Source organism: Blautia sp. AF17-9LB, from assembly GCF_003479185.1.
GTDB classification, from domain to species: Bacteria; Bacillota; Clostridia; order Lachnospirales; family Lachnospiraceae; genus Fusicatenibacter; species Fusicatenibacter saccharivorans.
This window is the reverse complement of the sequence record NZ_QUGU01000006.1, coordinates 1-24,349: the sequence shown is the minus strand read 5'-3', so window position 1 is coordinate 24,349 and position 24,349 is coordinate 1. Positions and strand designations below refer to the sequence as shown.

The window sequence follows — 24,349 nt, the reverse complement described above, 5'->3', positions numbered from 1 at the left end:
GTTGATGTAATTTTAGTCTGTATAAAGTAAGATGTCAGTAAGAAAAGGAGGCATAGGTTAGGATGAAGATATTTTTTGCAGTAGTGGTGATTGTTTTATTATTTGTAATCGGTGCGACATTATATGTCTATAAAAAAAGTGCCATGTTTTTGCCGGCACTTCTTGGCATCTGCGGATTTCCAAAAATAAAGGAAAGCAGCTATTACGATGAAAACGGACATTTCCGTCCGGGAACGGGGGAGGACAAAGTTGGATTTTTCATGCAGCATCCGGTATTCGGCGGTTTTAAACATATGTTTTTCAATGTGGAGGACAACGTGCTGAAAGCTATTGCGCCTGTAAAGTATAAGGATTTTTTAAAGGCGCCGGGCCGTGAGGAACAATTGGATGCAGCCTTGGAATCTTTCAATTATCTAACCGGACTTGTTGAGAAAGGTCAGGCAAGGCTGGTGTCGGATCTGTATCCTGCGGAAGCAGTGAAGGGTCATCCGTACAGGTCACATCTGACGGGAATGTTTTATCAGGGACAACAGGGAAAACCACTTGCCATTGTAGTTCCGGGAGGCGGATTTATCAGTAATGTAACTGATTGCGAGGGGTATCCTGTGGCGATGAAGCTGCATAAAATGGGATATTCTGTTTTCGTCGTAAGTTATCCGGTCGGCAGACAGCTGGGTGAGACAGAACAGGTAAAGCAGGGACAGGCTGCCGCGAGGGAACTGACACAAGTGATTCGATATCTGACGGAGCATCAAAAACAGTTTTCTGTAAACATGGATGATTATGCCATCTTTGGTTTTTCAGCAGGAGGACTTATGACCACGGCGTATTCATTTGCCAATTATGAGGACTGCTGCCACAAGAATCATCTGCCAAGACCGAAGGTGATCTTCCCTATGTATGGTCTGGACTGGAATATCAAAGCTTTGCAGGAGGACAAGGGACTGGCGGTATTTTCTATCGTAGGGCGGGATGATGAGTTCGGTTTTGCAAATGTGGAAGATAAACTGCCGGAATTAGAGAAGGTACTGGGCAAAGAAAATGTGTCGGTCAGAATCGTTGACGGACTGGGACATGGATTTGGAATAGGAAATGAAACAAAAGTGAAAAACTGGCTTCAGGAAGCAGTCATCTTCTGGGAAGCCCACAGATAGGAACAGATAAGAATTTATTTAAGGAGGATTTCATAATGAGCAGAAACCTGAAAGAATTGATCAGACAGATGACACTGGAGGAAAAAGCAGGACTATGTTCGGGAGCGGATTTCTGGAACACGATGGGAATCGAAAGGTTAGGGATTCCTTCCGTTATGATGACAGACGGCCCGCACGGCTTGCGCAAACAGGAAGGCGCGGCAGATCATCTCGGCCTGAATAAAAGTGTGAATGCAGTCTGCTTTCCGGCAGCCTGCGCCACGGCATCCAGCTTTGACGTGGAACTGATGGAATGTATGGGACAGATCCTTGGGGACGAGTGTCAGGCTGAGAACGTGGGCATGCTCCTCGGCCCTGCAGTTAATATCAAACGCAGTCCTCTCTGCGGAAGGAATTTTGAATATATGTCCGAAGATCCATATCTGACAGGAAAGATGGCGTCAGCATATATCCGGGGCGTACAGTCGAAAGGCATCGGAACCAGTATGAAACACTTCGCCGCGAATAATCAGGAAACAGACCGTATGCAGATATCGTCGGAAGTATCGGAACGGGCTTTCCGGGAAATTTATCTGCCGGCTTTTGAGGAGGCGGTGAAGAAAGCGCAGCCAAAGACTGTGATGTGCAGCTACAATAAGATCAACGGAGTATTTTCTTCAGAGAATAAGAAGCTTCTGACAGATATCCTGCGGGATGAGTGGGGATTTGAAGGATATGTGGTCAGTGACTGGGGAGCTGTAAATGACCGGGTGAAAGGACTGAAAGCCGGTCTTGACTTGGAGATGCCGGGATCAGGAGGATATAATACAAGAAAGATTATTCAGGCAGTGGAGAATGGAGAACTGGAGGAAGAAATTCTTGACAGAACGGTGGAACGCATACTGAAAGTAGTCTTCTCCTACACAGATAACAGGAAAGCGGAGACTGTATTTGACAGGGAAAAGGATCACAAAGCAGCGGCAGATATCGAAACAGAGTGCGCCGTACTTCTGGAAAACAGGGGAGTGCTGCCGCTGAAAAAAGAACAGAAAGTAGTCTATATCGGGGAATTTGCAAAGAAACCGCGATACCAGGGCGGGGGATCGAGTCACATCAATACGGACAGCGTAGTGTCGGCTCTGGAAACTGCGGTGAGAAAAGGCAGGGCAGTGGAGTACGTGAAAGGCTTCTCGTCAGAGCGTGACGAGATGACAGAAGAGGATCTGAAACAGGCGTGTGAAGCGGCAGCGGGCGCAGATGTAGTTGTAATCTTTGCCGGACTGCCGGACAGCTTTGAGTCGGAAGGATATGACAGAACATCCATGGAACTGCCAAAGTGTCAGAATCGCCTTATAGAGGCTGTGGCTGAGATACAGAAAAATGTGGTAGTGGTTCTTCATAACGGAAGTCCCGTAGAAACTCCATGGGCGGAGTCTGTAAATGCCATTCTGGAGATGTATCTGGGAGGAGAAGGCATTGGGGAGGCCAGCGACCGGCTGTTATTTGGGGAGGCAAATCCAGGAGGACGTCTGGCGGAGACGTTCCCATATCGTCTGGAAGACAACCCGAGTTACCTGAATTTCCCTGGAGACGGCAGGACTGTTCTCTATGGAGAAGATATCTTTGTCGGATACCGTTACTATGATGCGAAGAAAGTACCGGTGCGCTGGGCATTCGGCCATGGACTGTCATATACGGAATTCAGCTACAGCAATATGAAACTCTCTTCTGCGGAAATGAAAGATGGAGATATTCTGAAGGTGAGCATTGATGTGGAGAATACAGGGAAGAGGGCAGGAAGTGAAGTGGTTCAACTCTATGTCAGTGACAAGGACAGCACGGTGCCAAGAGCAGTGAAAGAACTAAAAGGGTTTGCGAAAGTATTTCTGAATCCGGGTGAGAAGAAGACGGTTACAATGGAACTTTGCGCGAGAGATTTTGCTTACTACGAGACAAAGATTCACGACTGGTACACTCCGTCAGGTACATATGAGATCCAGATCGGGCATGCCAGCGATGAGATCAGAGAGGCTGCAGAACTTACATTTACTACTGATGTGCTGCTGCCGTTCACTGTGGATATGACCACTACAATGGGGGAATTGATGAACCACCCGAAGACAGCAGGGAAAATGATGGAGTATCTTGAGGGGATATCACAGGGAGAAGAACCTAAGAAAGAAGATGGGGAGGTACAGCTTGTGACTCCGGAAATTATTGCGCAGATGCCGCTGAAATCATTTTTAAGCGTTATTCCGGGCGAAGCGATCGAGCAGATGATCGTGGAGTTAAATGCTCTGTGTCAGTAGTGGGAGGAACGGTTGGCTTATTATTGGATGAAAAAGTATCAGCATGAAAATGAGGAAGAATTATGGGCAAGATTTATGCGGCAAAAACAAATCATATCACAAACCCTTTAGGGTTTTATCTGAAACCGTTGGTATTTTCATGGAAAGTGAAAGGCGGCAGAGGACAGGAACAGAAACATGCAAGGATTGTGATCAGCAAGAACAAAACCTTTACAGATATCTGTCACGACACGGGGGAGGCAGAGCTGGACAGTCTCTCTGCAAGAGTGGAATTTGAACCGCAGCCGTATACAAGATATTACTGGAAAGTTATTGTGACAACAGATGCAGAGGAAGTGATCGAATCAGACACGCAGTTCTTTGAGACCGCCAAAATGGATGAACCGTGGACGGGCAGGTGGATTACCTGTGACAGCAGTCAGGAACGGCATCCGATTTTCTCAAAGAGGATTCGTCCGGCAAAAGAAGTGAAAAGCGCAAGACTGTACATTTGCGGCCTGGGATTGTATGAGGCATATTTTCTTGGGGAAAATAAAGAAAATCCTAAGAAAATCGGTGAAGAGTATCTGACTCCGTACTGCAATAATTATGACCGGTGGATCCAGTATCAGACGTATGACATCACAGAACAGGCAGAACGAGGAGGTGTGCTGTCTGTTCTTCTCGGAAACGGTTGGTATAAAGGCAGGTTCGGTTTCAATGATCCGGAGCGGGAAGCATATTACGGTGACGAGTGGAAGCTGATTGCGGAGATTCACATAGAGTACAAAGACGGAACGAAAGATGTGATCAGTTCTGATGAAACCTGGTCAGTTACAAGAAGCAATTTGTGGTTTTCCAATATCTATGACGGTGAGAGAAGAGATGATACGCTGCCGCCGGTAGAGGAGTCTCCTGCGCGGATCGCAAAGGTTCCGAAAGGCCGGCTTATGGAACGGTTATCTCTTCCAGTTAAGGTACAGGAGGAGATGAAGCCGGCAGAGCTGATCCATACTCCTGCCGGAGAAGAGGTATTTGATCTGGGGCAGGAGATCACGGGGATCTTCCGGCTGCGGGTGCATGAGCCGGCGGGGACAACTATCAGGATTCAGACGGGCGAGGTGCTTCAGGACGGATGTTTCTACAACGAGAATTTAAGAACTGCACTTTCGGAGTACATTTATGTTTCTGATGGTACAGAAAAGGTGATTACGCCTCATTTTACATACTATGGTTATCGATATGTGAAAGTGACCGGGGTTAGGGACCTTTCGTGTGAGGATTTTACGGCGCTTGTTCTTTACAGTGATTATGAGAGCATCGGGGCAATCGAGACAGGGAATGATCTTGTGAACAAATTAATCTCCAATATCGAATGGGGAATGAAAGGGAACTTTCTGGATGTGCCTACAGACTGTCCCCAAAGAGATGAGAGGATGGGCTGGACAGGAGATACACAGGTATTTTCCGCGACTGCAAGCTATCTGGCTGATACCTATGCGTTTTACCGAAAATATTTATACGACCTGTATCAGGAACAGCTTCTGGCGGGCGGAATGGTTCCGGAGATTGTCCCCACATTCGGACCGACAAAATGTTCCTGCGCATGGGGAGACGCCGCATGTATCATCCCCTGGAACGTATATTTGTTCAGCGGGGACAAAACAATACTCGAAAACCAAATTGAGAGCATGAAAGCGTGGGTCGATTATATCCGGAGAATTGATGGAGACCATCATGGATGGAGACAGGTTTTCCATTATGGTGACTGGCTTGCTCTTGACCGTACAGGTGCCGCTGCGAACAGCGTGTATGGAGCGACTGATGAAGCATACATTGCAGACATCTACTACGCGGCAAGTGCACAGATTGTTGCAAAAGCAGCAGAGGTGCTTGGACTGGAAGAAACGAGACAGGAGTATCAGAAAATCGCAGACCGTCAGTGGCAGGTCGTGAAAGAAGAATATTTTACTGCTACAGGCAGATGTGCGGTGAAGACGCAGACAGGGCTTATTCTTGCACTGAAATATCATCTGTCTGAAAATGAAGAACTGACAAAGCAGATGCTGCAAAAGCTTCTCAGGGATAATAAAAATAAATTAAATACCGGGTTTGTAGGAACCCCGCTTCTGTGCAATGTCCTGACTGATCATGGAATGACAGACGCGGCATACCGGCTGCTTCTGAATAAGGAATACCCGGGCTGGCTCCATGAAGTGAAGCTGGGAGCAACAACGGTGTGGGAGCGTTGGAATTCACTGGATGAGAGCGGACATGTCTCCAGCACGGGGATGAACAGTCTAAATCATTATTCTTACGGCGCTGTATTGGAGTGGATCTTCCGTCATGCGGCCGGGATTGATGTGACGGAACAGAACCCGGGAGGCAGGGTGATGCGGATCAGCCCGAAAGTGAATAATGGACTGAAATATGTAAAAGCTGTTTATGATTCGGCAAGCGGATGCTATCAGTGCGGCTGGGAGATATCAGAGGATAATAAAATCACGGTCACTGTTACGGTTCCGTTCGGCGGAAGTGCAGAAGTGGTTCTTCCATATGCGTCGGAATCTGTATATGAAGATAAAGAAAATCCATTATTTGAAGAGGTGGAAAATGGAATCTGCCGTGTGAGAGCCGGAGAATATGAAGTCGCTTATGAGGCGTCACAGCCTTTAAAGAAGAAATACAGCATAGACTCGACAATGGAAGAACTGCTGAACCATCCGGATATCCGCGCGTTTCTTTCTCAAATGATGGAAGTGGATATGATCCCCGATATTGCATATGGGCTTTCGCTTAGAGATGTCGCGAAAACATTCGCAGGAGAGATAAAAAAAGATGAGGCGCAGATGCTGGATGCGGCACTGGCAAAATTCTAATCAGGAGGGTTGCTATGGAGCTTATAAGGCTTAAAGTAAACAGTCAATATAGACCATGCGTGGACGAAGCACCTTATTTTTCATGGGTAATCACTAGTGATGAAAAGAATGTGATGCAGACATCCTATCATATCACAGTGAAAAATATGGACGAAGTAATGTGGGATTCTGGAATGGTAGAAAGTGATAAAAGTATTTTTGTGGAGTACTCCGGGAAACCATTACAAAGTCTCAGTGACTACAACTGGACAGTGGAAGTGACAGTTAATAACGGAGAAAAGGCGGCGGCATCCTCATCCTTTGAGACAGGATTTATGAAGAAAGAATGGACGGCCGAGTGGGTGAAATCTCCGTTTCCTATGAAAAAGGTAAAACCCGGAACCGGCGGGCAGAACCCGGCAGAATATTTTCGCAAAGAATTTGATGCACGAGACGGCATAAAACGAGCGCGCGTTTATGCCACCTGTCACGGAGCATATCAGCTCAGCATGAACGGAATGCGTCCGGATGACAGAGAGTTTGCGCCGGAATTTACCGTCTATTCTAAATATCTGTGCTACCAGACTTATGATGTGACCCCGTTTTTGAGAGAGGGAGGAAATGTCATAGGAATGCTGGTGGGGGACGGCTGGTATGACAGCGCGAACTTTAAACCGAGAAGCAGGAAGTTTAAAGCCGAACATTCTGTGTTATTTCAGATAAAGATTGATTATGAAGACGGAACGAGTGAAATGGTGCTGTCAGATGATACGGTGAAAGTTTCAGAAAGTCCGATTCGTTCATCAGATCTGTTTGCAGGTGAACTCTATGACGCACGGATGGAACAGGAAAACTGGAACTGCTGCGGATTCGATGACAGCAGCTGGAAAACCGGTATTCCATGCGGAAAAATTTACGTGAACCTGGTGGCTCAGTACGGGGAACCGGTGCGCCCGGTAAAAGAAGTGCCGGCAGTAGGAATGACAGTTAGCCCGAAAGGCGAGACGATCATTGACTTTGGACAGAACTTGGCAGGTGTTCTGCGGGTAAAAAGCAAACTGCCGGCCGGAACAAAAATGGTATTAGATCATTTTGAAACTCTTGATCAATATGGAAACTATTTCAACAATATTTTCATGTCAGAGAAAACAGGGCACAAGCAAAGTGATATTTATATCTCAAACGGGAAATTCACAGAATACATACCGCATTTTACATATCATGGATTCCGCTATGTGAGAGTGACATGCGATCAGCCGGTGAGCCCGGAGGATTTCACAGCGATTGTCCTGTCTTCTGACAATGAGGATCTGGGAACATTTGAGACGTCCAACGAAGATATAAACCGGCTTTACGAAAATACAAGATGGTCTCAGCGGTCGAATCTGTTTTCAATCCCCACGGACTGCCCGCAGAGAGAAAAAGGCGGATGGACCGGAGATATCCAGATTTATGCAAGAACAGCCATGCTCAACGAAAATGTAACCCCATTTCTGACAAGATGGCTGCGTAATATGACCTTCAGTCAGCAGAAAAATGGGGCAATCCCCAATGTGATCCCCCTTACCGGAATCTATGAATTACTGGAGAAACTGAATCGGATCGTATACCGCAATTTTGAACCGGTGGGAGAAGCAGGATGGGGAGATGCCGCCTGTATCGTACCGTGGAGCATGTATCAGCTTACAGGAAATATCAGGATACTGAGAGAGCAGTATGACACAATGAAAAAGTGGTGCGACTATATCATCAACACTGCAAAGAAGCGTAGAGGCAAGATGAAACATCCAAAAGAAATTGACCAGTATCTGTGGAATACAGGACATCAGTACGGGGAGTGGCTCATACCGAGCCAGACAGTAGACGGAGCAGACCAAAGCGCTGCAAAACTTATCAATACTTCTACATACTGCGCGCCAATTTTTGGATGGAATTCCTGCCGGATCATGGCAGATACGGCAGCACTCCTCGGGCATACATCAGACGAATTATACTATGATGACATTGCGTCCAGAATGAAATCTGCCATTCAAAAAGGACTGATCGATGATGATGGGAAGATGCCTCTTGATTTTATGGGCAGTTATGTGCTGGCAATCGCATTTGATCTTGCTCCTGAAAGGAAGAAAAAAAGTATCGCCGGACATTTGATCCGCAAGATAGAAGAAAACGGGGATTGTCTGGATACAGGGTTCCTGACGACGCCGTATCTGCTGGATGCGCTCTGTAAGATCGGCAGGATGGACAAGGCATATAAAATCCTGCTCCAGACAAAGTGCCCGTCATGGCTTTATGAGGTGAAGCAGGGAGCGACAACAATCTGGGAAAATTACATTTCTTACAAGGAGGACGGGTCTCCGGTTATGACAAGCCTGAACCACTATGCCTTTGGATGCGTGGACGACTGGATGTTCCGGAAGATAAGCGGCATTGATATGGCTGCTCCCGGATTTAAGGAGATTGTAATCGCACCGGAGCCGGACAATGCGTTTACCAGTGTAAAACGTACTTATATAAGTGAGTACGGGGAAATCGCAGTCAGGTGGAGTATGGACGAAGGGAAATTTAAGCTGAAAGTAAAAATCCCCTGCAACACGACTGCCGTTGTAAAGATGCCGGATGGCAGATTATACAAGGTAGGAAGCGGAATGTATCAGTTTGAATAAAGAATCAAAGAAAACAAAATGACAGTATTTGCGAGAACTGACCGGTAAATACAGACGGTTAGTTCTCTTAATATGAAAGTTGAAAATAATAAGGAGTTAGGGATTATGAAAAAGAAAATATTGAAGATTATCTTAAGTATCGTTTTAATTCTGATTCTGGCTGTGGGAATCGGCCTGACATATTTAGTAGGAGCAGCAGGCGGTGGAGGACCGTTTGATTTTGTCTGGAAGAACAAACTGAAAAAAATGCCGGGAAACGCAGAAAAATACAGTCTGGAAAATATAGAACCGTTAGAAAACAGCCCTCTTGAAGGGAAGCGTATCTGCTACCTTGGATCATCTGTAACCTTAGGTCTGTACTCAATGGATGTTTCTTTCGCAGATTATATCTCTTACAGAAATGGCTGTGAGTATGTAAAAGAAGCTGTAAGCGGTACTACTTTAGTGGATAACGGAAAGACGTCTTATATCCAAAGGATGAAAAATAATATCGGTACAGATGAGAAATTCGATGCATTTGTCTGTCAGCTTTCCACGAATGACGCGTCGAAGGAAATGCCGATGGGAGAAATCAGCAGTTCAGAAAATCTGGAGGATTTTGATACACAGACGATAACAGGAGCAATGGAATATATCATTGTATATGCAAAGCAGACATGGAATTGTCCCGTGATCTTTTATACCGGAACAAAATATGACAGTAAACAGTATCAGCAGATGGTAGATGTATTGTTTGAGCTTCAGGATAAATATGGAATAGGCGTGATCGACCTTTGGAATGACGAGGAGATGAATGACGTTTCTGAAAAAGAATATGAAGTTTATATGGCAGATCCGGTTCATCCGACGCAGGCAGGATATCTGGAATGGTGGACGCCTAAGATGGAAGAATACTTATATCAGTTTTTAGAAAGATGATTATTATATTAAGTTTCGTCGGTAAACTGCTTATATATCGTTGGTGATTTGCCCTTTGGAATTATTTATAATTGAATCAAACAATGAAAGGACGGATAACGAAATGGAAAATTCAGTTACAAAAAGAGAAAAAATCAGTTATGGTTTGTATTTTATGGGACAGAATGTATTCTATGGACTGGTAGGATATATGACTACATATTTTACAGATATCGGCATAACGGCAGCATTGGTTGCGATCGTGGCGCTTATCACGAAAGTGTGGGATGCCATCAACGATCCGATCTTCGGTATGATCATGGATAAGGTGAATTTTAAGAAAGGGAAATTCCTGCCGTGGCTTCGAATATCTGTCATAGCGATTCCGGTGGCAACTATTCTTCTTTTTATAATACCTACCGGGATTTCCATGACGGCTAAAATCATATGGGCAACACTTGCTTATATGTTATGGGATACAGCCTATACCCTTTGCGATGTACCGATTTTTGGTATTGTTACCACGATGACAATAGACCAGAAGGAACGTGTTTCACTAAACAGCATAGGAAGATTGTTTGCTATTTTTGCAGGTATTGTTACAGGAATTGCCCTGCCGTTGGTACGGCAGCGGTTAGGCGGCTGGTCAACAACAGTAATTGTGTTATCTCTTTTGTCATGTGTTATGATGATTCCGATTTGTCTGTTCGCAAGGGAGAGAGTAATTGAAAAAGAAAGAGTCCAGAATGACGGGGCAGAAGAAAGTTATACATTGCGAGATATGGTAGAATGTCTGCGGAAGAACAAATATTTATTGCTTTTCTTTGCGGCTCCGCTCATCAGCAGCCTGCTTAATGTTGGTGCAAATTGGGGCTTATACGTTGCCCGGTACTGCCTTGGCGGTGAAGAAGCTGCCTCATATGTTTCGATGGCGGTAATTATTCCGACCTTAATCGGTGCGGTTATGGCAGTAGAATTATGCAAAAAATATGATAAATTTAAAGTCTTCTATATTTCATATATTTTCGCGTTACTTCTGGGAATTGTAAGATTCATAGCCGGGTATGAGAATATGATGGTGTATGTGATTTTAAATGCCTTAGGAGGAATTCCGCTGGGAATAGCAGTTATACTGCAGTATCAGTTTACGCCGGACTGCTACGAGTATGGACAGTACAAGACAGGATTAAAAATGCGTGGTGTAACGTTTGCGGCGCAGACATTTTTTACAAAATTAAGTGGAGCGATCGCAACAGCAGTCAGTGTGTTTGCGTTAACTATAATCGGCTTCCGAGAGGGAGAAGGCGTTGTTCAGGCGGCAGGATTTGCCGATAAATTATGGACATTCAGCTGTCTTGGCAGCATTATCGGGGGTATTTGCACTCTGCTTATACTTCGTCTTTACAAGCTTAATGACCATGATGTCCAGCTGATGGCAAAATGCAATAATGGTGAGATCAGCCGTGAAGAAGCAGAGGCACAGATGATCAATCAGTATTAAGAAAAGAAAGGAGGACTTTTGCGATGGACAGAATAAAGGAACTGATTTCAAAAATGACGCTGGAAGAGAAGGCAAGTCTCTGCTCGGGCGCTGATAACTGGCATACGAAAGAAATCAAACGACTGAACATTCCGTCAGTTATGATGGTGGACGGCCCTCACGGACTGAGAAAGCAGGAAGGGGAAACGGATCATCTGGGATTGAATGAAAGTGTGAAGGCCGTTTGTTTCCCGGCAGCCTGTGCAACAGCCTCCAGCTTTGATGTTGACCTGATGGAACGGATGGGAGAGACGCTGGGAGCGGAGTGTCAGGCCGAGAATGTAAGCATACTGCTTGGCCCGGCGGTGAATATTAAAAGGAGCCCGTTATGTGGGCGGAACTTTGAGTATCTGTCGGAGGATCCATATCTGGCAGGTAGGATGGCATCGGCATATATCCGCGGAGTACAGAGTCAGGGCGTGGGGACAAGCATTAAGCACTTCGCACTGAATAACCAGGAAACACTCCGTATGACGATATCTTCCGAAGTGTCAGAACGTGCGCTCAGGGAAATCTACCTGCCTGCGTTTGAGGAAGCGGTGAAAGAATCAGCTCCAAGAACCGTCATGTGTAGCTACAACAAAATAAATGGAGAATATGCTTCGGAAAACAGATATCTTCTGACAGATATCCTGAGAAAAGAATGGGGATACAAAGGCTGCGTCGTCAGTGACTGGGGCGCTGTAAATAACCGTGTGAAAGGACTGCAGGCCGGACTGGATCTGGAGATGCCTTATTCCGGAGGATACAATGACAGACAGATTGTGAAAGCAGTACAGGAGGGAAGACTGGACGAAGCTGTGCTGGATGAAGCGGTGGAGCGGGTATTGAATGTTGTGTTTGCCGGTGAAGAGCAGCATCGTCCGGAAGATATATCTGATAAGGAAACAGATCATAAAAAAGCAGCTGATATTGAGACGGAATGTGCGGTCCTGCTGGAAAATAACGGTATACTTCCGCTGAATACAGACAGAAAGGTTGCCTATATAGGGGAATTTGCCGAAAAGCCGCGGTATCAGGGCGGCGGCTCCAGCCATATCAATCCGTTCAGGGTTGTTTCGGCATTGGATGCTGCCGGAGAAAAAGGGCGTAGCGTGACTTATGCAAAAGGATTTTCTAACGAAAATGACTCGATGACGGAACAAGAGCTGGAAAAAGCGCTTCGGACTGCTGCAGAAGCAGACGTCGCGGTAATCTTTGCCGGGCTGCCTGAGATATTTGAGTCGGAAGGGTATGACAGAACATCCATGAAGCTGCCAAAATGCCAGGACCGGCTGATCGAAGAAGTGTTGAAAGTACAGCCTAATGTTGTAGTGGTACTCCACAATGGAAGTCCGGTAGAACTGCCATGGGCAGACCGGGTAAGCGCGATCCTTGAAATGTATCTAGGAGGTCAGGGCGTTGGCGAAGCCTGCGACCGGCTGTTATTCGGGGAAGCAAATCCGTCCGGCAGGCTGGCAGAGACATTCCCGTACCGGCTGGAAGATAATCCGAGCTTCCTTCATTTTCCGGGAAATGGAAAGCGGGTGTTATATGGCGAGGATATCTTTGTCGGATACCGTTATTATGATACAAAGAAGGTTCCGGTGCGGTATGCATTCGGACATGGGCTGTCTTACACGGAATTTACTTATGGGGACCTGACTTTGTCATCGGCTCAAATGACGGATGAGGATATACTGACAGTCTCTCTCAAGGTGAAAAATTCAGGAAAGACAGAAGGAAAAGAAGTCGTACAGTTGTACGTGGCTGACCTGTGCGGCATATCGGAGAGACCGGTCAAGGAATTGAAAGGATTTGCCAAAGTTCATCTCCTGCCGGGAGAGGAGAAAACGGTGTCGATGGAAATTTCGGCGAGGAATCTATCCTATTATGAAGAACGTCTTGGGGACTGGTATGCGCCATCCGGAACATATCGGATCCTGATCGGCCATGCTTCTGATGACATCCGCTTACATGCTGATGTTGTGTTTGAAATAAAGAAAAAATTGCCCCTTCGCGTAGATTTCACAACAACGTTCGGAGAATTATTGGATCATACGAAAACCGCTCCCGTTATTACGGAACTGCTGGCGCCTTTGGCAGCAGCGGCCGCATCAGCAGAAGGGATGAGTGACGAATACAAGAAGCTGGGAGAGCAAGTTATCCGGGAAATGCCGCTGAAATCTCTGCTGGGGCAGATGCCGGGAGAGCAGGTGGAACAGCTGATCGGGCAGCTGAATTGTTTACTTGCACAATAGGATAATTGAGGATGAGGTAGCGGTAAATGGTATTCGTAATATGGCAGAAGAGATTGTGTTGAAAGAATTGATTTACAGGTAAACAAAGAGCTGAAATCTTAAGCTTGGTAGGTAAAATGATGAAATTCCGTAAATGATTTTATGAGGCAAATCCATTATACTCGAATTACAGTGTACACAATGAAAAAAGGAAGGAGCTTAGAAAACGGCAATATGAATCAGATTTACGCAGCAAAAACAAATCATATCACGAATCCGGTGGGATTTTTACTGAATCCGGTGGTTTTTTCGTGGAAGGTCAGAGAATGCAGGGGAAAGAACCAGAGATGTGCCAGAATCCTTGTGGCAAAGGATGAAACCTTCGCGGATGTTCTTTGGGACACCGGGGAGGCAAAGCTCGACAGTCTGGCTGTAAAAGCGGAGATGAATCTGGAGCCTTGTACCAGATATTACTGGAAGGTAATCGTTACTACGGACGCAGACGAAGTGCTGGAGTCCGACGTACAGTTCTTTGAGACGGCAAAGAGGGACGAGCCGTGGGTGGGAAAATGGATTACCTGCGACAGCAGGATGGAACGCCATCCCATTTTCTCAAAGCGAATCATTCCCCGTGGAAAGGTAAAAAAAGCCCGTCTCTATCTCTGCGGACTGGGGCTTTATGAGGCATATTTTACGGATGGAGAGAAAACCGAAACAGATATTTTAAAATCCGCGAAAATTGGGGAAGAATATCTGACCCCGTACTGCAATAACTACAATCAGTGGTTACAGTATCAGACGTATGATGTGACCGCGCAGATGCAGCGCGAAGGTGTGTTGTCCGTTCTTTTGGGGAATGGGTGGTACAAAGGGAGGTTCGGGCTCAATCAGACAGAACAGAAAGGATTTTACGGCGACGAGTGGAAACTGCTGGTAGAGGTGCATCTGGAATATGAGGATGGCACACAAGAGATAATCGGCACGGATGACACATGGGAAGTGACAAGGAGCAATCTGTTTTTTTCCAATATATATGACGGGGAGAAACGGGATGATACCTTGGAACCTGTCGAACCTGTCAGCGCGCAGCTTGCGGAGGCGCCGCAGGGGCGACTGACGGAGCGGCTGTCCCTTCCGGTGACTGTGCATGAACAGTTTACACCGAAGGAACTGATTCACACCCCGAAGGATGAATGGGTGTTTGACTTAGGGCAGGAGATTACCGGGATTTTCAAACTTCATGTCCATGAGCCGAAAGGAAAAGAAATCAGAATCCAGACAGGCGAAATCCTGCAGGACGGATGTTTTTATAACGAAAACTTAAGAACCGCTTTGTCGGAATATGTGTATATCTCTGACGGGGAAGAAAAAGACATTGTTCCGCATTTTACATTTTACGGATACCGGTATGTAAAAATCAGCGGGGTAACCAATGTCTCCTGTGAAGATTTTACGGGAATGGCACTCTACAGTGATTACGAAGGTACCGGTAGTATACAGACAGGAAATGAACTGGTAAATCAGTTGATTTCCAATGTGGAATGGGGCATGAAGGATAATTTCTTAGATGTGCCGACAGACTGTTCGCAGAGAGATGAGCGCATGGGATGGACAGGCGACACACAGGTGTTTTCGGGTACGGCATGTTATCTGGCGGATACCTATGCATTTTACAGAAAATATCTGTACGATTTGTATAAGGAACAGCTGATTGCCGGAGGGATGGTTCCGGAGGTGGTGCCGACCTTCGGTCCGTCGAAATGTTCCTGTGCATGGGGCGATGCGGCCTGTATCGTTCCGTGGAATGTCTATCTGTTCAGCGGGGATGCTGCCATATTGGAACAGCAGTTTGACAGTATGAAGGCTTGGGTGGACTATATCCGTAAGGTGGACGGAGAGCACCACGGATGGAGACATTCCTTCCATTACGGAGACTGGCTGGCGCTTGACCGGGTGGGAGCCGCGGCGGGAAATGTATACGGAGCGACCGATGAAGGCTATATTGCGGATATTTATTATGCGGCAAGCGCGGAGCTTACAGCGAAGGCAGCGGCGGTTCTCGGGCGAAAGGAAGAGGAAAAACAATATCGGGAAATCGCCGAAAAACAATGGCGTGTGGTAAAAGAAGAATATTTTACCCCGACCGGAAGATGCGCGGAAAAGACACAGACGGGTCTTCTGCTGGCTCTGAAATATCATTTGTCAGAGGACGAAGAGCTGACCAGAGAGATGTTAAAGAAACTTTTCCGCGAGAGCAGAAACAAATTGAATACCGGATTTGTGGGAACCTCTCTTTTGTGCAATGTGTTGACCGATAACGGAATGACGGATACCGCCTACCGCCTGCTTTTGAACGAGGAGTATCCGGGGTGGCTGCACGAAGTGAAACTGGGAGCCACCACAGTCTGGGAACGATGGAATTCACTGGATGAAGACGGTAAGATATCCAGTACCGGAATGAACAGTCTCAACCATTATTCTTACGGGGCGATTCTGGAATGGATGTTCCGCCATGTGGGAGGAATCCATCTTTTGGAAGAATCTCCGGGAGGAAGAAGGATTGCAATTTGTCCGAATGTCCATTATGATTTGAGAAGGGCAGAGGCAGTGTATGATTCGGCCGTCGGACAGTATGCATGCAGCTGGGAAATTATGGAGGATAACAGGATTAGAATCAAAATTACGATTCCGTTTGGCGGAGAAGGCGAGGTGCGATTGCCGCATGCTCCGGAGATTCTGTTTGAAGATAAGACAAATCCACTATTCGCAACAGTGGTGAACGGTATTTGTTATATCACTGCAGGAAACTATGAAGTCGTATATGAGGCAACTGAGAAGTTAAAGAAAATATACAGCGTGGAGTCAAAGCTGGAAGATTTGCTGAACCATCCGCAGATACGGGCATTTTTGTCGACGATGACCGAGGTGGATATGATACCGGATGCGGTCTATGGACTGTCGTTTCGACAGGTGGCGGAGATGTTTTCCGGACCGATGGATGAAGGGCAGACAGAGATGTTGAATACAGCATTATCACAATATTAACGAGGAGAGAACAAATGAGTGAGAAGAGTAAAAAACAAAAGGTTAGTATCGTGGAAAAAATGGGCTTATTTATGGTATGTGCGGGAAATATTCCACTGATGGGATTATTGTCAGGATTCTTTATGATTTACTATACGAATGTGGTTGGTCTGGAACCGGCAGCACTGGCGACCCTGTTTTTAATATCCAAGGTGGTGGATGGAATCAGCGACCCGATTATGGGATATTTTCTGGACAAATTTCCGGTAACAAAAATGGGAAAATTTCGCCCTATGATTATTCTGGGAACAATCATCTGTGTTATAAATTATATTTTACTGTGGTTTGGCGCAGTCTGGATTCCGGTCGGAAAATATGTGATTGTGTATGTGACGTATCTGCTGCTGGGCTGGACGTTTGATATTATGGATATCTCCAAGAACAGTTTGCTCCCGGTCATGAGCGCGGATGACAAGGAGAGAAACAGTTTGTCACTTTTCAACGCGTTGGGAACAATGATAGGTAGCGCGGTACTGGCTGTGGCAGCACCGATTCTTGTGGCGGAAGGAACGTTACAGAACTATTACGTGTTAATTTTCGGTTCCATGGCCATGGTGTTGGTTTTATCTATTGCAGGGGCTCTTTGTGTAAAGGAAAGAGTAGCTTTTGAAGGAAAAAAAGAAGAAAGTTATACATTCAGGGAATTGTTACAGTTTTTGCGGTATAAACCTGTCTGGGCACTGTTTTTAGTGGCACTGGTAGTCGGGGTGGGCAGTAATATAGCAGGAGGAGCCGGCGCTTATTTTTACACATATATATTGGGTGATATGACGCTTATGTCAGGGGTGTCACTTGTTTCAATGATAACTGCTCTGGTGGGAATTTTCCTTGGACCAATTCTGGCAAACCGGTTTGGAAAGAAACAGATTTTTGTAATGGCAATCGTCGTATCCATCCTGTTTTCCGCACTGCGTTTGATTGATGTGAGATCTATGCTTTTGATCTATATTAGTACAGTGGCAGGAGGTGTGGCAGGCGGATGTATAGCACCGCTGACAACCAGTATACAGGCAGATAATACTACTTACGTGCAGTATAAAACCGGAAAACGTGCAGAAGCGGCGATCGCATCGCTTACATCTTTTATTACAAAAGTGGCGCAGGGACTCGGAGGAGCGATTCCGGGGTATGTATTGGCAGCTACAGGTTTTGTTACCGGCTCGGTTGCCCAGCCGGAGAGTATCAATACAGGAATTATCCTCTGCGTACTGATACTTCCGACTATCCTGACTGCCGCAGGGGCGATTCTTTTTGGTACACAGTATACGTTGGATAAAAAAGCAGTAGAGGAAATGCACACGGCAATCGCAGCGCGCAGCAATAAGTAACATATTGAAGGAGAATGCGATGGAACTGTCAAGATTAAAAGTAAACAACCACAGCGACGGATAACACCGGTGATACCGCCACCGCCACATCCTCCTTTGAAACAGGTTTTATGAAAAGGGAGTGGAGTGCGCAGTGTTGTTTGAAACGAGAATTGAGTATGAAGACGGCACATTTGAGACAGTTCTCTCTGACGATAAGTTGAAAGTTGCCGATGGTACAGTATGGTGAACCTGTGCGGCCGGTGAAAGAAGTGGAGGCGGTCGGTATGGAGGTAAGCCCAAAGGGAGAGACCATTATCGATTTCGGTCAGAATCTGGCAGGTGTACTGCGGGTAAAGGTGGATTTGCCCGCAGGAACAAAGTTGATACTAGATCACTTTGAGACCAAGGATTCTCAGGGGAATTATTTTAATAATATAGCTGGTGCTGACATGACAGGTCATACACAGACGGATGTATATATATCTAACGGGAAACCCGCAGAGTACAGACCGCATTTTACATATCATGGTTTCCGCTATGTGAGAGTGATATGTGATGCTCCGGTAAAGCCGGAAGATTTTACGGCAGTGGCGCACGCAGGACAATTTTGGGCAAGAGATAAGGAGGAAAAGAACATATGAAAATTCTGGCAATGATAATGCTCGTGCTGCTCATTTTAGCAGTCGGCTTTGTGGGGTATGTTTATAAGAAAAATGCGATGTTTCTGCCGGCACTGTTTGGCATCGGCGGTTTTCCGAATATAAAAAAGAAAGATTATTATCAGGCAGACGGAACATTCCGGAAAGCGGAAAAAGATGATAAAATGGCATTTTTTATGCAGCATCCGGTGTTTGGCGGCTATAAGCATATGTTTTTTAATGTTGAGGATAACGTGTTAAAAGCGATTGCCCCGGCAAAATATGCAGATTTTCTAAAAGCGCAGGGCAGAAGTGATCAGATGGAAAATGCACTGGAGGCTTTTAATTACCTGACCCGGCTTGTGGAAAGTGGAGAGGCGCAGTTGATTTCCGATATTAACTCGAAAGAAATGATAGAACAGAATCCATATCAGTCTCATTTGACCGGAATGTTTTACAAAGGAAAGCAAGGAAAACCGTTGGCGGTGGTCGTTCCCGGAGGTGGATTTATCAGTAATGTGACGGACTGCGAGGGATATCCCGTGGCAATGAAATTACACAAGTTGGGGTACTCCGTATTGGTAATCAGTTACCCGATTGGCAAACAGCTGGGAGAAACGGAACATGAAAAACAGGGGCAGGCAGCGGTCAGGGAGCTGGTGCAGGTAATCCGTTATCTGAAGGAGCATGAGCAGGAACTGTCTGTGGATATGGATGACTATGCGATATTCGGTTTCTCGGCAGGCGGCATGATGACTACGGCATATTCCTTCGCAAATTACGAGGACTGCTGTCACAAAGTAAAACTGCCGAGACCGAAAGTGATTTTCCCGATGTATGGTCTGGACTGGAATGTGAAAGCGCTTGAGCAGGATAAGGGACTGGCGGTATTTTCCATCGCAGGGCGCGAGGATGAATACGGATTCGGAAATGTAGAGAAGAGACTTCCGCAATTGAAATCCGTGTTGGGTGAGGACAATGTGTCTGTACGGATTTACGATAATCTCGGACATGGATTTGGTATTGGTTCCAATACCATAGTACCTCATTGGTTTGAAGAGGCAGTGGAATTCTGGGAGGCACATCGGAAATAATTTTTTCAAGAACAGGAAGAGTGAATTTTGAGAGGTCAAGTGTTTTATAAAATTATAAAACATCTGACCTTTTTTAAAGATGTTGGGGTCAAAAGCCCCCAACTATGATGCCTACGGATTGTTCCGTGCTTTGCACTCCCACAATCCTCCCAATTATTCGCAGAGTAGTCTCGGAAACTCAATAAATAATTGATATAATTCAGAGAGTATTCCAGCAAATCAGTAATACAGTGGTTTGCGAGCGGAGGAGATGATGTTTAGAAGAGCTGCAGTAAAAAAAGACATGGTAAGCAGCCATCTTGAATGAGAGCTGAAACAAACGCTATTGGGGAAAGAGTCCGCTTATATGTTGGATAGTTATCCATGGCAGAATCAAGGCACATATTTGATATGTGCAGGTCGGGCATGTGTTTTTCAAATTCATGGAAAGCTACCAGAAAACTGACAGAATCATGTCTTTTGGCACTGGTAAACCGCAAAAGGAGTGGAATATCAACGTGTAGTGAATGGCGCACAATTCACGAGAAATGACAATAGTTTTTTGGAAATTTGCTGAAAAAATTTAAAATCCCTCTCTGAAAATGGGAGAAAACGAAAAAAGTAACAAGTACAAAAAGAGCGGAGATTCGGGTTTTATGGAGTTTCCGAGACCGTTCTGAAATAGATAAGGAGGAAAAAAACATGGGTAAGTACAAAGGGCTGTTCTGGCCGGCAATCTTAGGCGTCAAGCATATGCCGAAGGTAAAGGAATCGGAGTTTTACAATGTCGCGGGAGGGTTCCGCAGGGCTACGATCAATGACAAGATTGCGTTCTTCCTGCAGCATCCCGTATGGGAGGGCAGGCCGGAGCTTTTTATGAAGACCGGGTCGCCAAAGGAAATATATGCCATGTCAGGCATGAGCGTCCATGGTTTGTGCAATCTTATCGGGCAGCCCGCACAGGCGCAGAGCATCGTGGATGGTTTCAACTATGTCGTGGAGCAGAAAGGGCTGAAAAAGGTGCATTTCATCAGCGGGCTTTATGCGGAGGATGAGGTAAGGCGTGATCCCGACAAGGGAAAGGTACAGGGGATCCTGTTCCAGGGGGAGCCAGGGAAGCCCGTGGCTGTGCTGATTGCGGGCGGCGGGTTTGACGGCGTAGCCTCTTATTTGGAGAGCATCCCGGCAGCCATGGAGCTGCACAGGAGGGGATACAGTGCGTTTGTGCTGGTCTACCGTGTGAATGTGGAGCTGCATGAAACCGAACCGCAGGCCAAGGGCGGGGAGGCATCCAAGGATGTGCTGCCGGCGGTAAGGTATCTGATAGGGCATCAGGCAGAGTACGGCTATACGATGGACGGCTTTGGTATGTTCGGGTTCTCCGCTGGAGGCCTGATGACGACAGCCTACGCATTTTCTGATTATAAGGACTGCTGCCATAAACATAATCTGCCAAGGCCCGCCGCCATCTTCCCCATCTATGGCCTGCACTGGGAGCTTAAGGTTCACGAGGAGGACAAGGGGCTTGCTATATTTTCCAGGGTCGGGCGGGATGACCCTACCGGTTTTGCGGCCGTGGAGAAGATCATCCCGGACATCAGGAAAGCGCTGGGGCAGGAAAATGTCGATATCGTCATGTATGATAAGCTGGGTCATGGCTTTGGCCTGGGGATAGATACTGCGGCAGAGGGCTGGCTGCGGGATGCAGTCGCATTCTGGGAGGAGCATCGGAAATGTTGATTTGCTCTTCACGGATTTCAACTGTTGTTTGTGCCGCGGTGCGGCATGTCCGAAAGCGTGGGAGAACAGGAGAAATGACAGTATGGGACAGGTAAAAAACAATGATTCTTTTTTGGGCAAGGCTGAAAAATTAAAGCCTGTGCTGAAGCACAGGATGCTCCGGCCGGTGGGCGTTGTGTCCTTTGAGCGGAAAAAGGCGGACAGCGGGGCGGATTTCTGGAATACGGTGGGAATTGAGCGGTTGGGGATCCTCTCCGTTATGTTATCGGACGAGCCTCTCGCATATCGTGGGATTGTCATCCCACTTTTAGGCTCATATTGGGGCGGGTCCCAAGGCCTTTCATCCACTTATGAGCAAGCTCATGTGGATTTAGACCTTTTGACCTTGGCATCATGACATTACCTGATTTGGGGCTCCCTTTGCGCCATGCCTGCAGTCAGTCCGGAAAGAAAAAGTGGCAATGCCTGTTTCAGACTGTTTTCCACTGCATCTACAATCTGTTTCACAAAAAGTTCTTCCCGTTCTCTTGTTTCCAGATAAGGATCAGCCCGTGTGCGGTAGTAGCGGTCAAAATAATCTACCAGTGCAAGAGAGATTACCTGACTGTAAGATTTAAAATCCTGCCTGTCCATTGTCTGTAAATATTCCCAGGCTCTCCGCTGCTGTTCTTTGTCCAGATTAAAACGCAGGTTTGTGTTGCGGATATTGTTCTGCATGGTTTATCCCCTCCTTTTCAGGCTCATATAAGCAAGAGATTCGTAACCTTTAGCGGTGGCGCAGATGTCATCAATGATGGTGACTCGTGATTTGTCATACGTTCCGAAGTTACGGAACAGGCATCCACCGCCGCCAACCACATACAGGCGCATCAGGTCAGGATTGTATTCATATTTGCGGAGCGTGGAAAAAAGTTCTGCCACATACTGTCTGGCAATAGAACTGATACAATCCAGATATGGTGCTGAAATGTCAGCTGTTCCAAACCGCAGAATCTGTTCTACTGTGGATTCTTCAATTTTCACTCCGAATTTGTCCAGAACAGCGTTCTTTGCAGCAATCATGCATTGGTTTACACCAAGTTTTTCTGTCCAGCATCGGCTCTCCTGCGCTTTCTTATTGTTGATATACAGAATGTTCATGGTTCCGTTTCCGATATCTGCAAGGAGATTGGTTCCCTTGAAATCTCCAAGTTGGTTTACGATAGCCGGATACCCCTGTGGGTAAAGGCTGCATCCCACAAAGTGGAGATGATACTCTTTGCTGTTAAAAAGGTAACGGACTTCTGGATTCTGGAGCAGATAGGAACGAAAAGCTTCTCTTTGAGTTCAGATCCATGTCAGAGGGAGTCCGGCAGCCAGATGAACATCTGCTTCACGGATGGAAAAGACATTCAGTTCCCTTGCAATAGCCATTAGCGTCAGAAGATAATATTCTTCGTCCATAGCTTTATCCGGGATAAATTCTTTGTGTCCTTCGCCAATCCGGTAGTAAATGCCGTTATATTCCAGAATATTCCCGGTGAAGATTGGTTCGGTTTCATAGGCTTTGATGCCGGTTGGTGTGACGATGTTTGCTGTTTTCATATTGCCGTAGCCATGATCTACAGCAATGATTTTTGTGTTTCTGAGTTCTCGCATAAAAAATACCTCCGTTTTCGTATTGATTGATTCAGCAGGTCGTACCGGTGTGGTACTGCTCTGCTGTGAGATAAGCATACGAAGATCGGAGGAAAAAGGCATTGAGGGGAAATTGAGCAGGAATTGAGAAAAAAGATATATTGTGCTTACGTTCTTCATGTACTCTTGTTGTGATTTCATTGTTTTTTATCGTATAATATGGATACTGGAGGTGGTTTGGATGAAATACAAGATTTTAGTTGTCGATGATGATAAAGAATTGGTGAAAATGCTTTGTAGTTATTTTAATATGAAACAATATGAAACCATTACGGCTACAGATGGAATGGAAGCATTAAATAAAATAAAAATGAAACCGGATATTATTTTGTTGGATATCAATATGCCACGCATGGATGGGATTGAAGTATGTCGTCTGATACGCAGTAAAGTGTTATGTCCAATTTTATTTCTAACAGCAAGAGTTGACGAAGATGATAAAATTAATGGGTTGCTTTCAGGTGGGGATGATTATATTACGAAACCATTTAGTCTTCGGGAGTTGGAAGCGAGGATTGTTACAAACATAAAGAGAGAAGAAAGGCATCAACAAAAAACGGAATACCGTTTCATGGATGAAATGCTGATTGATTATTCTGAAAAAATAGTAGCTATAGCTGGACACAGGATGGAGTTCACAAAAATTGAATATCAGATTATTGAATTCTTATCCATGCATCCAGGGCAGGTGTTTGATAAAGAACGTATATATGCACAAGTCTGTGGATATGATGCGGAAGGGGACAGTAGAACGATAACGGAATTAGTACGGCGTATAAGGAAAAAAATAGCGGATTATTCAGAAAAAGAATACATAGAAACTGTATGGGGGATTGGATACCGATGGAAAAAATAAGAAACTTGTCACTGAAAAAAACAATTCTGCTTTATTTTGTGATCAGCTTAACGGCAGCATTTCTGTTATCTGGATTTACAGTTCATTTTGCAAGAAATATGCAGAATAAAATATGGGAAAAATATATTGATTATGCAGATTATACGGACGTGTTTCAGCAATATGGAAAGAAATACAAGATTGAGATATCAAGACCTAATCAATCACAGATGAATCGTTTGGACCATCATCTTTCGGAAATGTGTGACTTTATGGAAACATATTCGGTACTGATTTTTTCGATTGTTGGGAGTGTTGTTGCGGTATTCTTTTTTTATAAACTATAAATGAGCAAATCCAAAATATTGCACAAAAGAAAGACACCCTCTGT

At 45.7% G+C, this 24,349-nt stretch carries 16 protein-coding genes and 1 pseudogene; 15 read left to right on the top strand and 2 right to left on the bottom strand.

Annotation, left to right across the window (positions count from 1 at the left end; translation table 11 throughout):
* Nucleotides 1-62: 62 nt before the first annotated feature.
* From DWX00_RS07790 to DWX00_RS19610, 13 genes are all read left to right on the top strand, one after another.
* Nucleotides 63-1,154 carry an alpha/beta hydrolase gene (locus tag DWX00_RS07790; RefSeq protein WP_055267525.1) on the top strand — a complete coding sequence of 364 codons (1,092 nt, stop codon included), beginning with the start codon at nucleotides 63-65 and terminating at the stop codon, nucleotides 1,152-1,154.
* Nucleotides 1,155-1,189: 35 nt separating this feature from the next.
* Nucleotides 1,190-3,442 carry a glycoside hydrolase family 3 C-terminal domain-containing protein gene (locus tag DWX00_RS07785; protein WP_117802661.1) on the top strand — a complete coding sequence of 751 codons (2,253 nt, stop codon included), beginning with the start codon at nucleotides 1,190-1,192 and terminating at the stop codon, nucleotides 3,440-3,442.
* A 62-nt stretch (nucleotides 3,443-3,504) separates the two neighbouring features.
* Nucleotides 3,505-6,300 carry an alpha-L-rhamnosidase gene (locus DWX00_RS07780; protein WP_118594967.1) on the top strand — a complete coding sequence of 932 codons (2,796 nt, stop codon included), beginning with the start codon at nucleotides 3,505-3,507 and terminating at the stop codon, nucleotides 6,298-6,300.
* Between the two features lie 14 nt (nucleotides 6,301-6,314).
* Nucleotides 6,315-8,945: a family 78 glycoside hydrolase catalytic domain gene (locus DWX00_RS07775; RefSeq protein ID WP_117813817.1), complete on the top strand. Its 2,631-nt coding sequence runs from the start codon at nucleotides 6,315-6,317 to the stop codon at nucleotides 8,943-8,945.
* A gap of 105 nt (nucleotides 8,946-9,050) precedes the next feature.
* Nucleotides 9,051-9,863 (top strand): SGNH/GDSL hydrolase family protein, encoded by an 813-nt coding sequence (locus DWX00_RS07770; protein ID WP_227093632.1) that lies wholly within the window; start codon nucleotides 9,051-9,053, stop codon nucleotides 9,861-9,863.
* Nucleotides 9,864-9,918: 55 nt separating this feature from the next.
* Nucleotides 9,919-11,343, top strand: a complete 1,425-nt coding sequence (locus DWX00_RS07765; RefSeq protein ID WP_147398242.1) for an MFS transporter — start codon at nucleotides 9,919-9,921, stop codon at nucleotides 11,341-11,343.
* Between the two features lie 23 nt (nucleotides 11,344-11,366).
* Nucleotides 11,367-13,622: a beta-glucosidase gene (locus tag DWX00_RS07760; protein WP_117509309.1), complete on the top strand. Its 2,256-nt coding sequence runs from the start codon at nucleotides 11,367-11,369 to the stop codon at nucleotides 13,620-13,622.
* Nucleotides 13,623-13,835: 213 nt separating this feature from the next.
* Nucleotides 13,836-16,646: an alpha-L-rhamnosidase gene (locus DWX00_RS07755; RefSeq protein WP_118595058.1), complete on the top strand. Its 2,811-nt coding sequence runs from the start codon at nucleotides 13,836-13,838 to the stop codon at nucleotides 16,644-16,646.
* A 14-nt stretch (nucleotides 16,647-16,660) separates the two neighbouring features.
* A complete protein-coding gene (locus tag DWX00_RS07750; protein WP_055267537.1) occupies nucleotides 16,661-18,013 on the top strand; it encodes an MFS transporter in 1,353 nt (450 codons plus the stop codon).
* Between the two features lie 212 nt (nucleotides 18,014-18,225).
* A complete protein-coding gene (locus DWX00_RS07745) occupies nucleotides 18,226-18,636 on the top strand; it encodes a family 78 glycoside hydrolase catalytic domain (RefSeq protein WP_081633645.1) in 411 nt (136 codons plus the stop codon).
* The gene (locus tag DWX00_RS07740) at nucleotides 18,633-19,727 is read left to right on the top strand and encodes an alpha/beta hydrolase (RefSeq protein ID WP_055267539.1); all 1,095 of its coding nucleotides are present in this window, start codon (nucleotides 18,633-18,635) and stop codon (nucleotides 19,725-19,727) included. Before DWX00_RS07745 ends, DWX00_RS07740 begins: the two co-directional genes overlap by 4 nt.
* A gap of 888 nt (nucleotides 19,728-20,615) precedes the next feature.
* Nucleotides 20,616-21,446: an alpha/beta hydrolase gene (locus DWX00_RS07730; RefSeq protein WP_147326096.1), complete on the top strand. Its 831-nt coding sequence runs from the start codon at nucleotides 20,616-20,618 to the stop codon at nucleotides 21,444-21,446.
* Nucleotides 21,447-21,528: 82 nt separating this feature from the next.
* Nucleotides 21,529-21,843, top strand: coding sequence for a hypothetical protein (locus tag DWX00_RS19610; RefSeq protein ID WP_010782299.1), 315 nt, complete (start codon nucleotides 21,529-21,531; stop codon nucleotides 21,841-21,843).
* Nucleotides 21,844-21,845: 2 nt separating this feature from the next.
* Here the strand turns inward: DWX00_RS19610 and DWX00_RS07725 are convergent, their stop codons facing one another.
* Together DWX00_RS07725 and DWX00_RS20550 are read right to left on the bottom strand one after the other, a co-directional pair.
* A complete protein-coding gene (locus DWX00_RS07725; protein WP_010782300.1) occupies nucleotides 21,846-22,163 on the bottom strand; it encodes a hypothetical protein in 318 nt (105 codons plus the stop codon).
* 3 nt (nucleotides 22,164-22,166) lie between these two features.
* A pseudogene (locus tag DWX00_RS20550) lies at nucleotides 22,167-23,084 on the bottom strand (ParM/StbA family protein).
* Between the two features lie 220 nt (nucleotides 23,085-23,304).
* Between DWX00_RS20550 and DWX00_RS07715 the strand changes: the two are divergent.
* Nucleotides 23,305-23,979 carry a response regulator transcription factor gene (locus DWX00_RS07715; RefSeq protein WP_014080778.1) on the top strand — a complete coding sequence of 225 codons (675 nt, stop codon included), beginning with the start codon at nucleotides 23,305-23,307 and terminating at the stop codon, nucleotides 23,977-23,979.
* Complete coding sequence (locus tag DWX00_RS07710; protein WP_243037985.1) at nucleotides 23,967-24,305, top strand: hypothetical protein; 339 nt, start codon at nucleotides 23,967-23,969, stop codon at nucleotides 24,303-24,305. The genes DWX00_RS07715 and DWX00_RS07710 overlap by 13 nt, the downstream gene beginning before the upstream one ends.
* The last annotated feature ends 44 nt before the right edge of the window (nucleotides 24,306-24,349 follow it).

Excerpts from the sequence above, each read along its gene's own strand:
- DWX00_RS07790 (WP_055267525.1), top strand. The coding sequence starts at position 63 with ATGAAGATATTTTTTGCAGTAGTGGTGATTGTTTTATTATTTGTAATC.
- DWX00_RS07785 (WP_117802661.1), top strand. The coding sequence starts at position 1,190 with ATGAGCAGAAACCTGAAAGAATTGATCAGACAGATGACACTGGAGGAA.
- DWX00_RS07780 (WP_118594967.1), top strand. The coding sequence starts at position 3,505 with ATGGGCAAGATTTATGCGGCAAAAACAAATCATATCACAAACCCTTTA.
- DWX00_RS07775 (WP_117813817.1), top strand. The coding sequence starts at position 6,315 with ATGGAGCTTATAAGGCTTAAAGTAAACAGTCAATATAGACCATGCGTG.
- DWX00_RS07770 (WP_227093632.1), top strand. The coding sequence starts at position 9,051 with ATGAAAAAGAAAATATTGAAGATTATCTTAAGTATCGTTTTAATTCTG.
- DWX00_RS07760 (WP_117509309.1), top strand. The coding sequence starts at position 11,367 with ATGGACAGAATAAAGGAACTGATTTCAAAAATGACGCTGGAAGAGAAG.
- DWX00_RS07755 (WP_118595058.1), top strand. The coding sequence starts at position 13,836 with ATGAATCAGATTTACGCAGCAAAAACAAATCATATCACGAATCCGGTG.
- DWX00_RS07750 (WP_055267537.1), top strand. The coding sequence starts at position 16,661 with ATGAGTGAGAAGAGTAAAAAACAAAAGGTTAGTATCGTGGAAAAAATG.
- DWX00_RS07745 (WP_081633645.1), top strand. The coding sequence starts at position 18,226 with ATGGTACAGTATGGTGAACCTGTGCGGCCGGTGAAAGAAGTGGAGGCG.
- DWX00_RS07740 (WP_055267539.1), top strand. The coding sequence starts at position 18,633 with ATGAAAATTCTGGCAATGATAATGCTCGTGCTGCTCATTTTAGCAGTC.
- DWX00_RS07730 (WP_147326096.1), top strand. The coding sequence starts at position 20,616 with ATGTCAGGCATGAGCGTCCATGGTTTGTGCAATCTTATCGGGCAGCCC.
- DWX00_RS19610 (WP_010782299.1), top strand. The coding sequence starts at position 21,529 with ATGGGACAGGTAAAAAACAATGATTCTTTTTTGGGCAAGGCTGAAAAA.
- DWX00_RS07725 (WP_010782300.1), bottom strand. The coding sequence starts at position 22,163 with ATGCAGAACAATATCCGCAACACAAACCTGCGTTTTAATCTGGACAAA.
- DWX00_RS07715 (WP_014080778.1), top strand. The coding sequence starts at position 23,305 with ATGAAATACAAGATTTTAGTTGTCGATGATGATAAAGAATTGGTGAAA.
- DWX00_RS07710 (WP_243037985.1), top strand. The coding sequence starts at position 23,967 with ATGGAAAAAATAAGAAACTTGTCACTGAAAAAAACAATTCTGCTTTAT.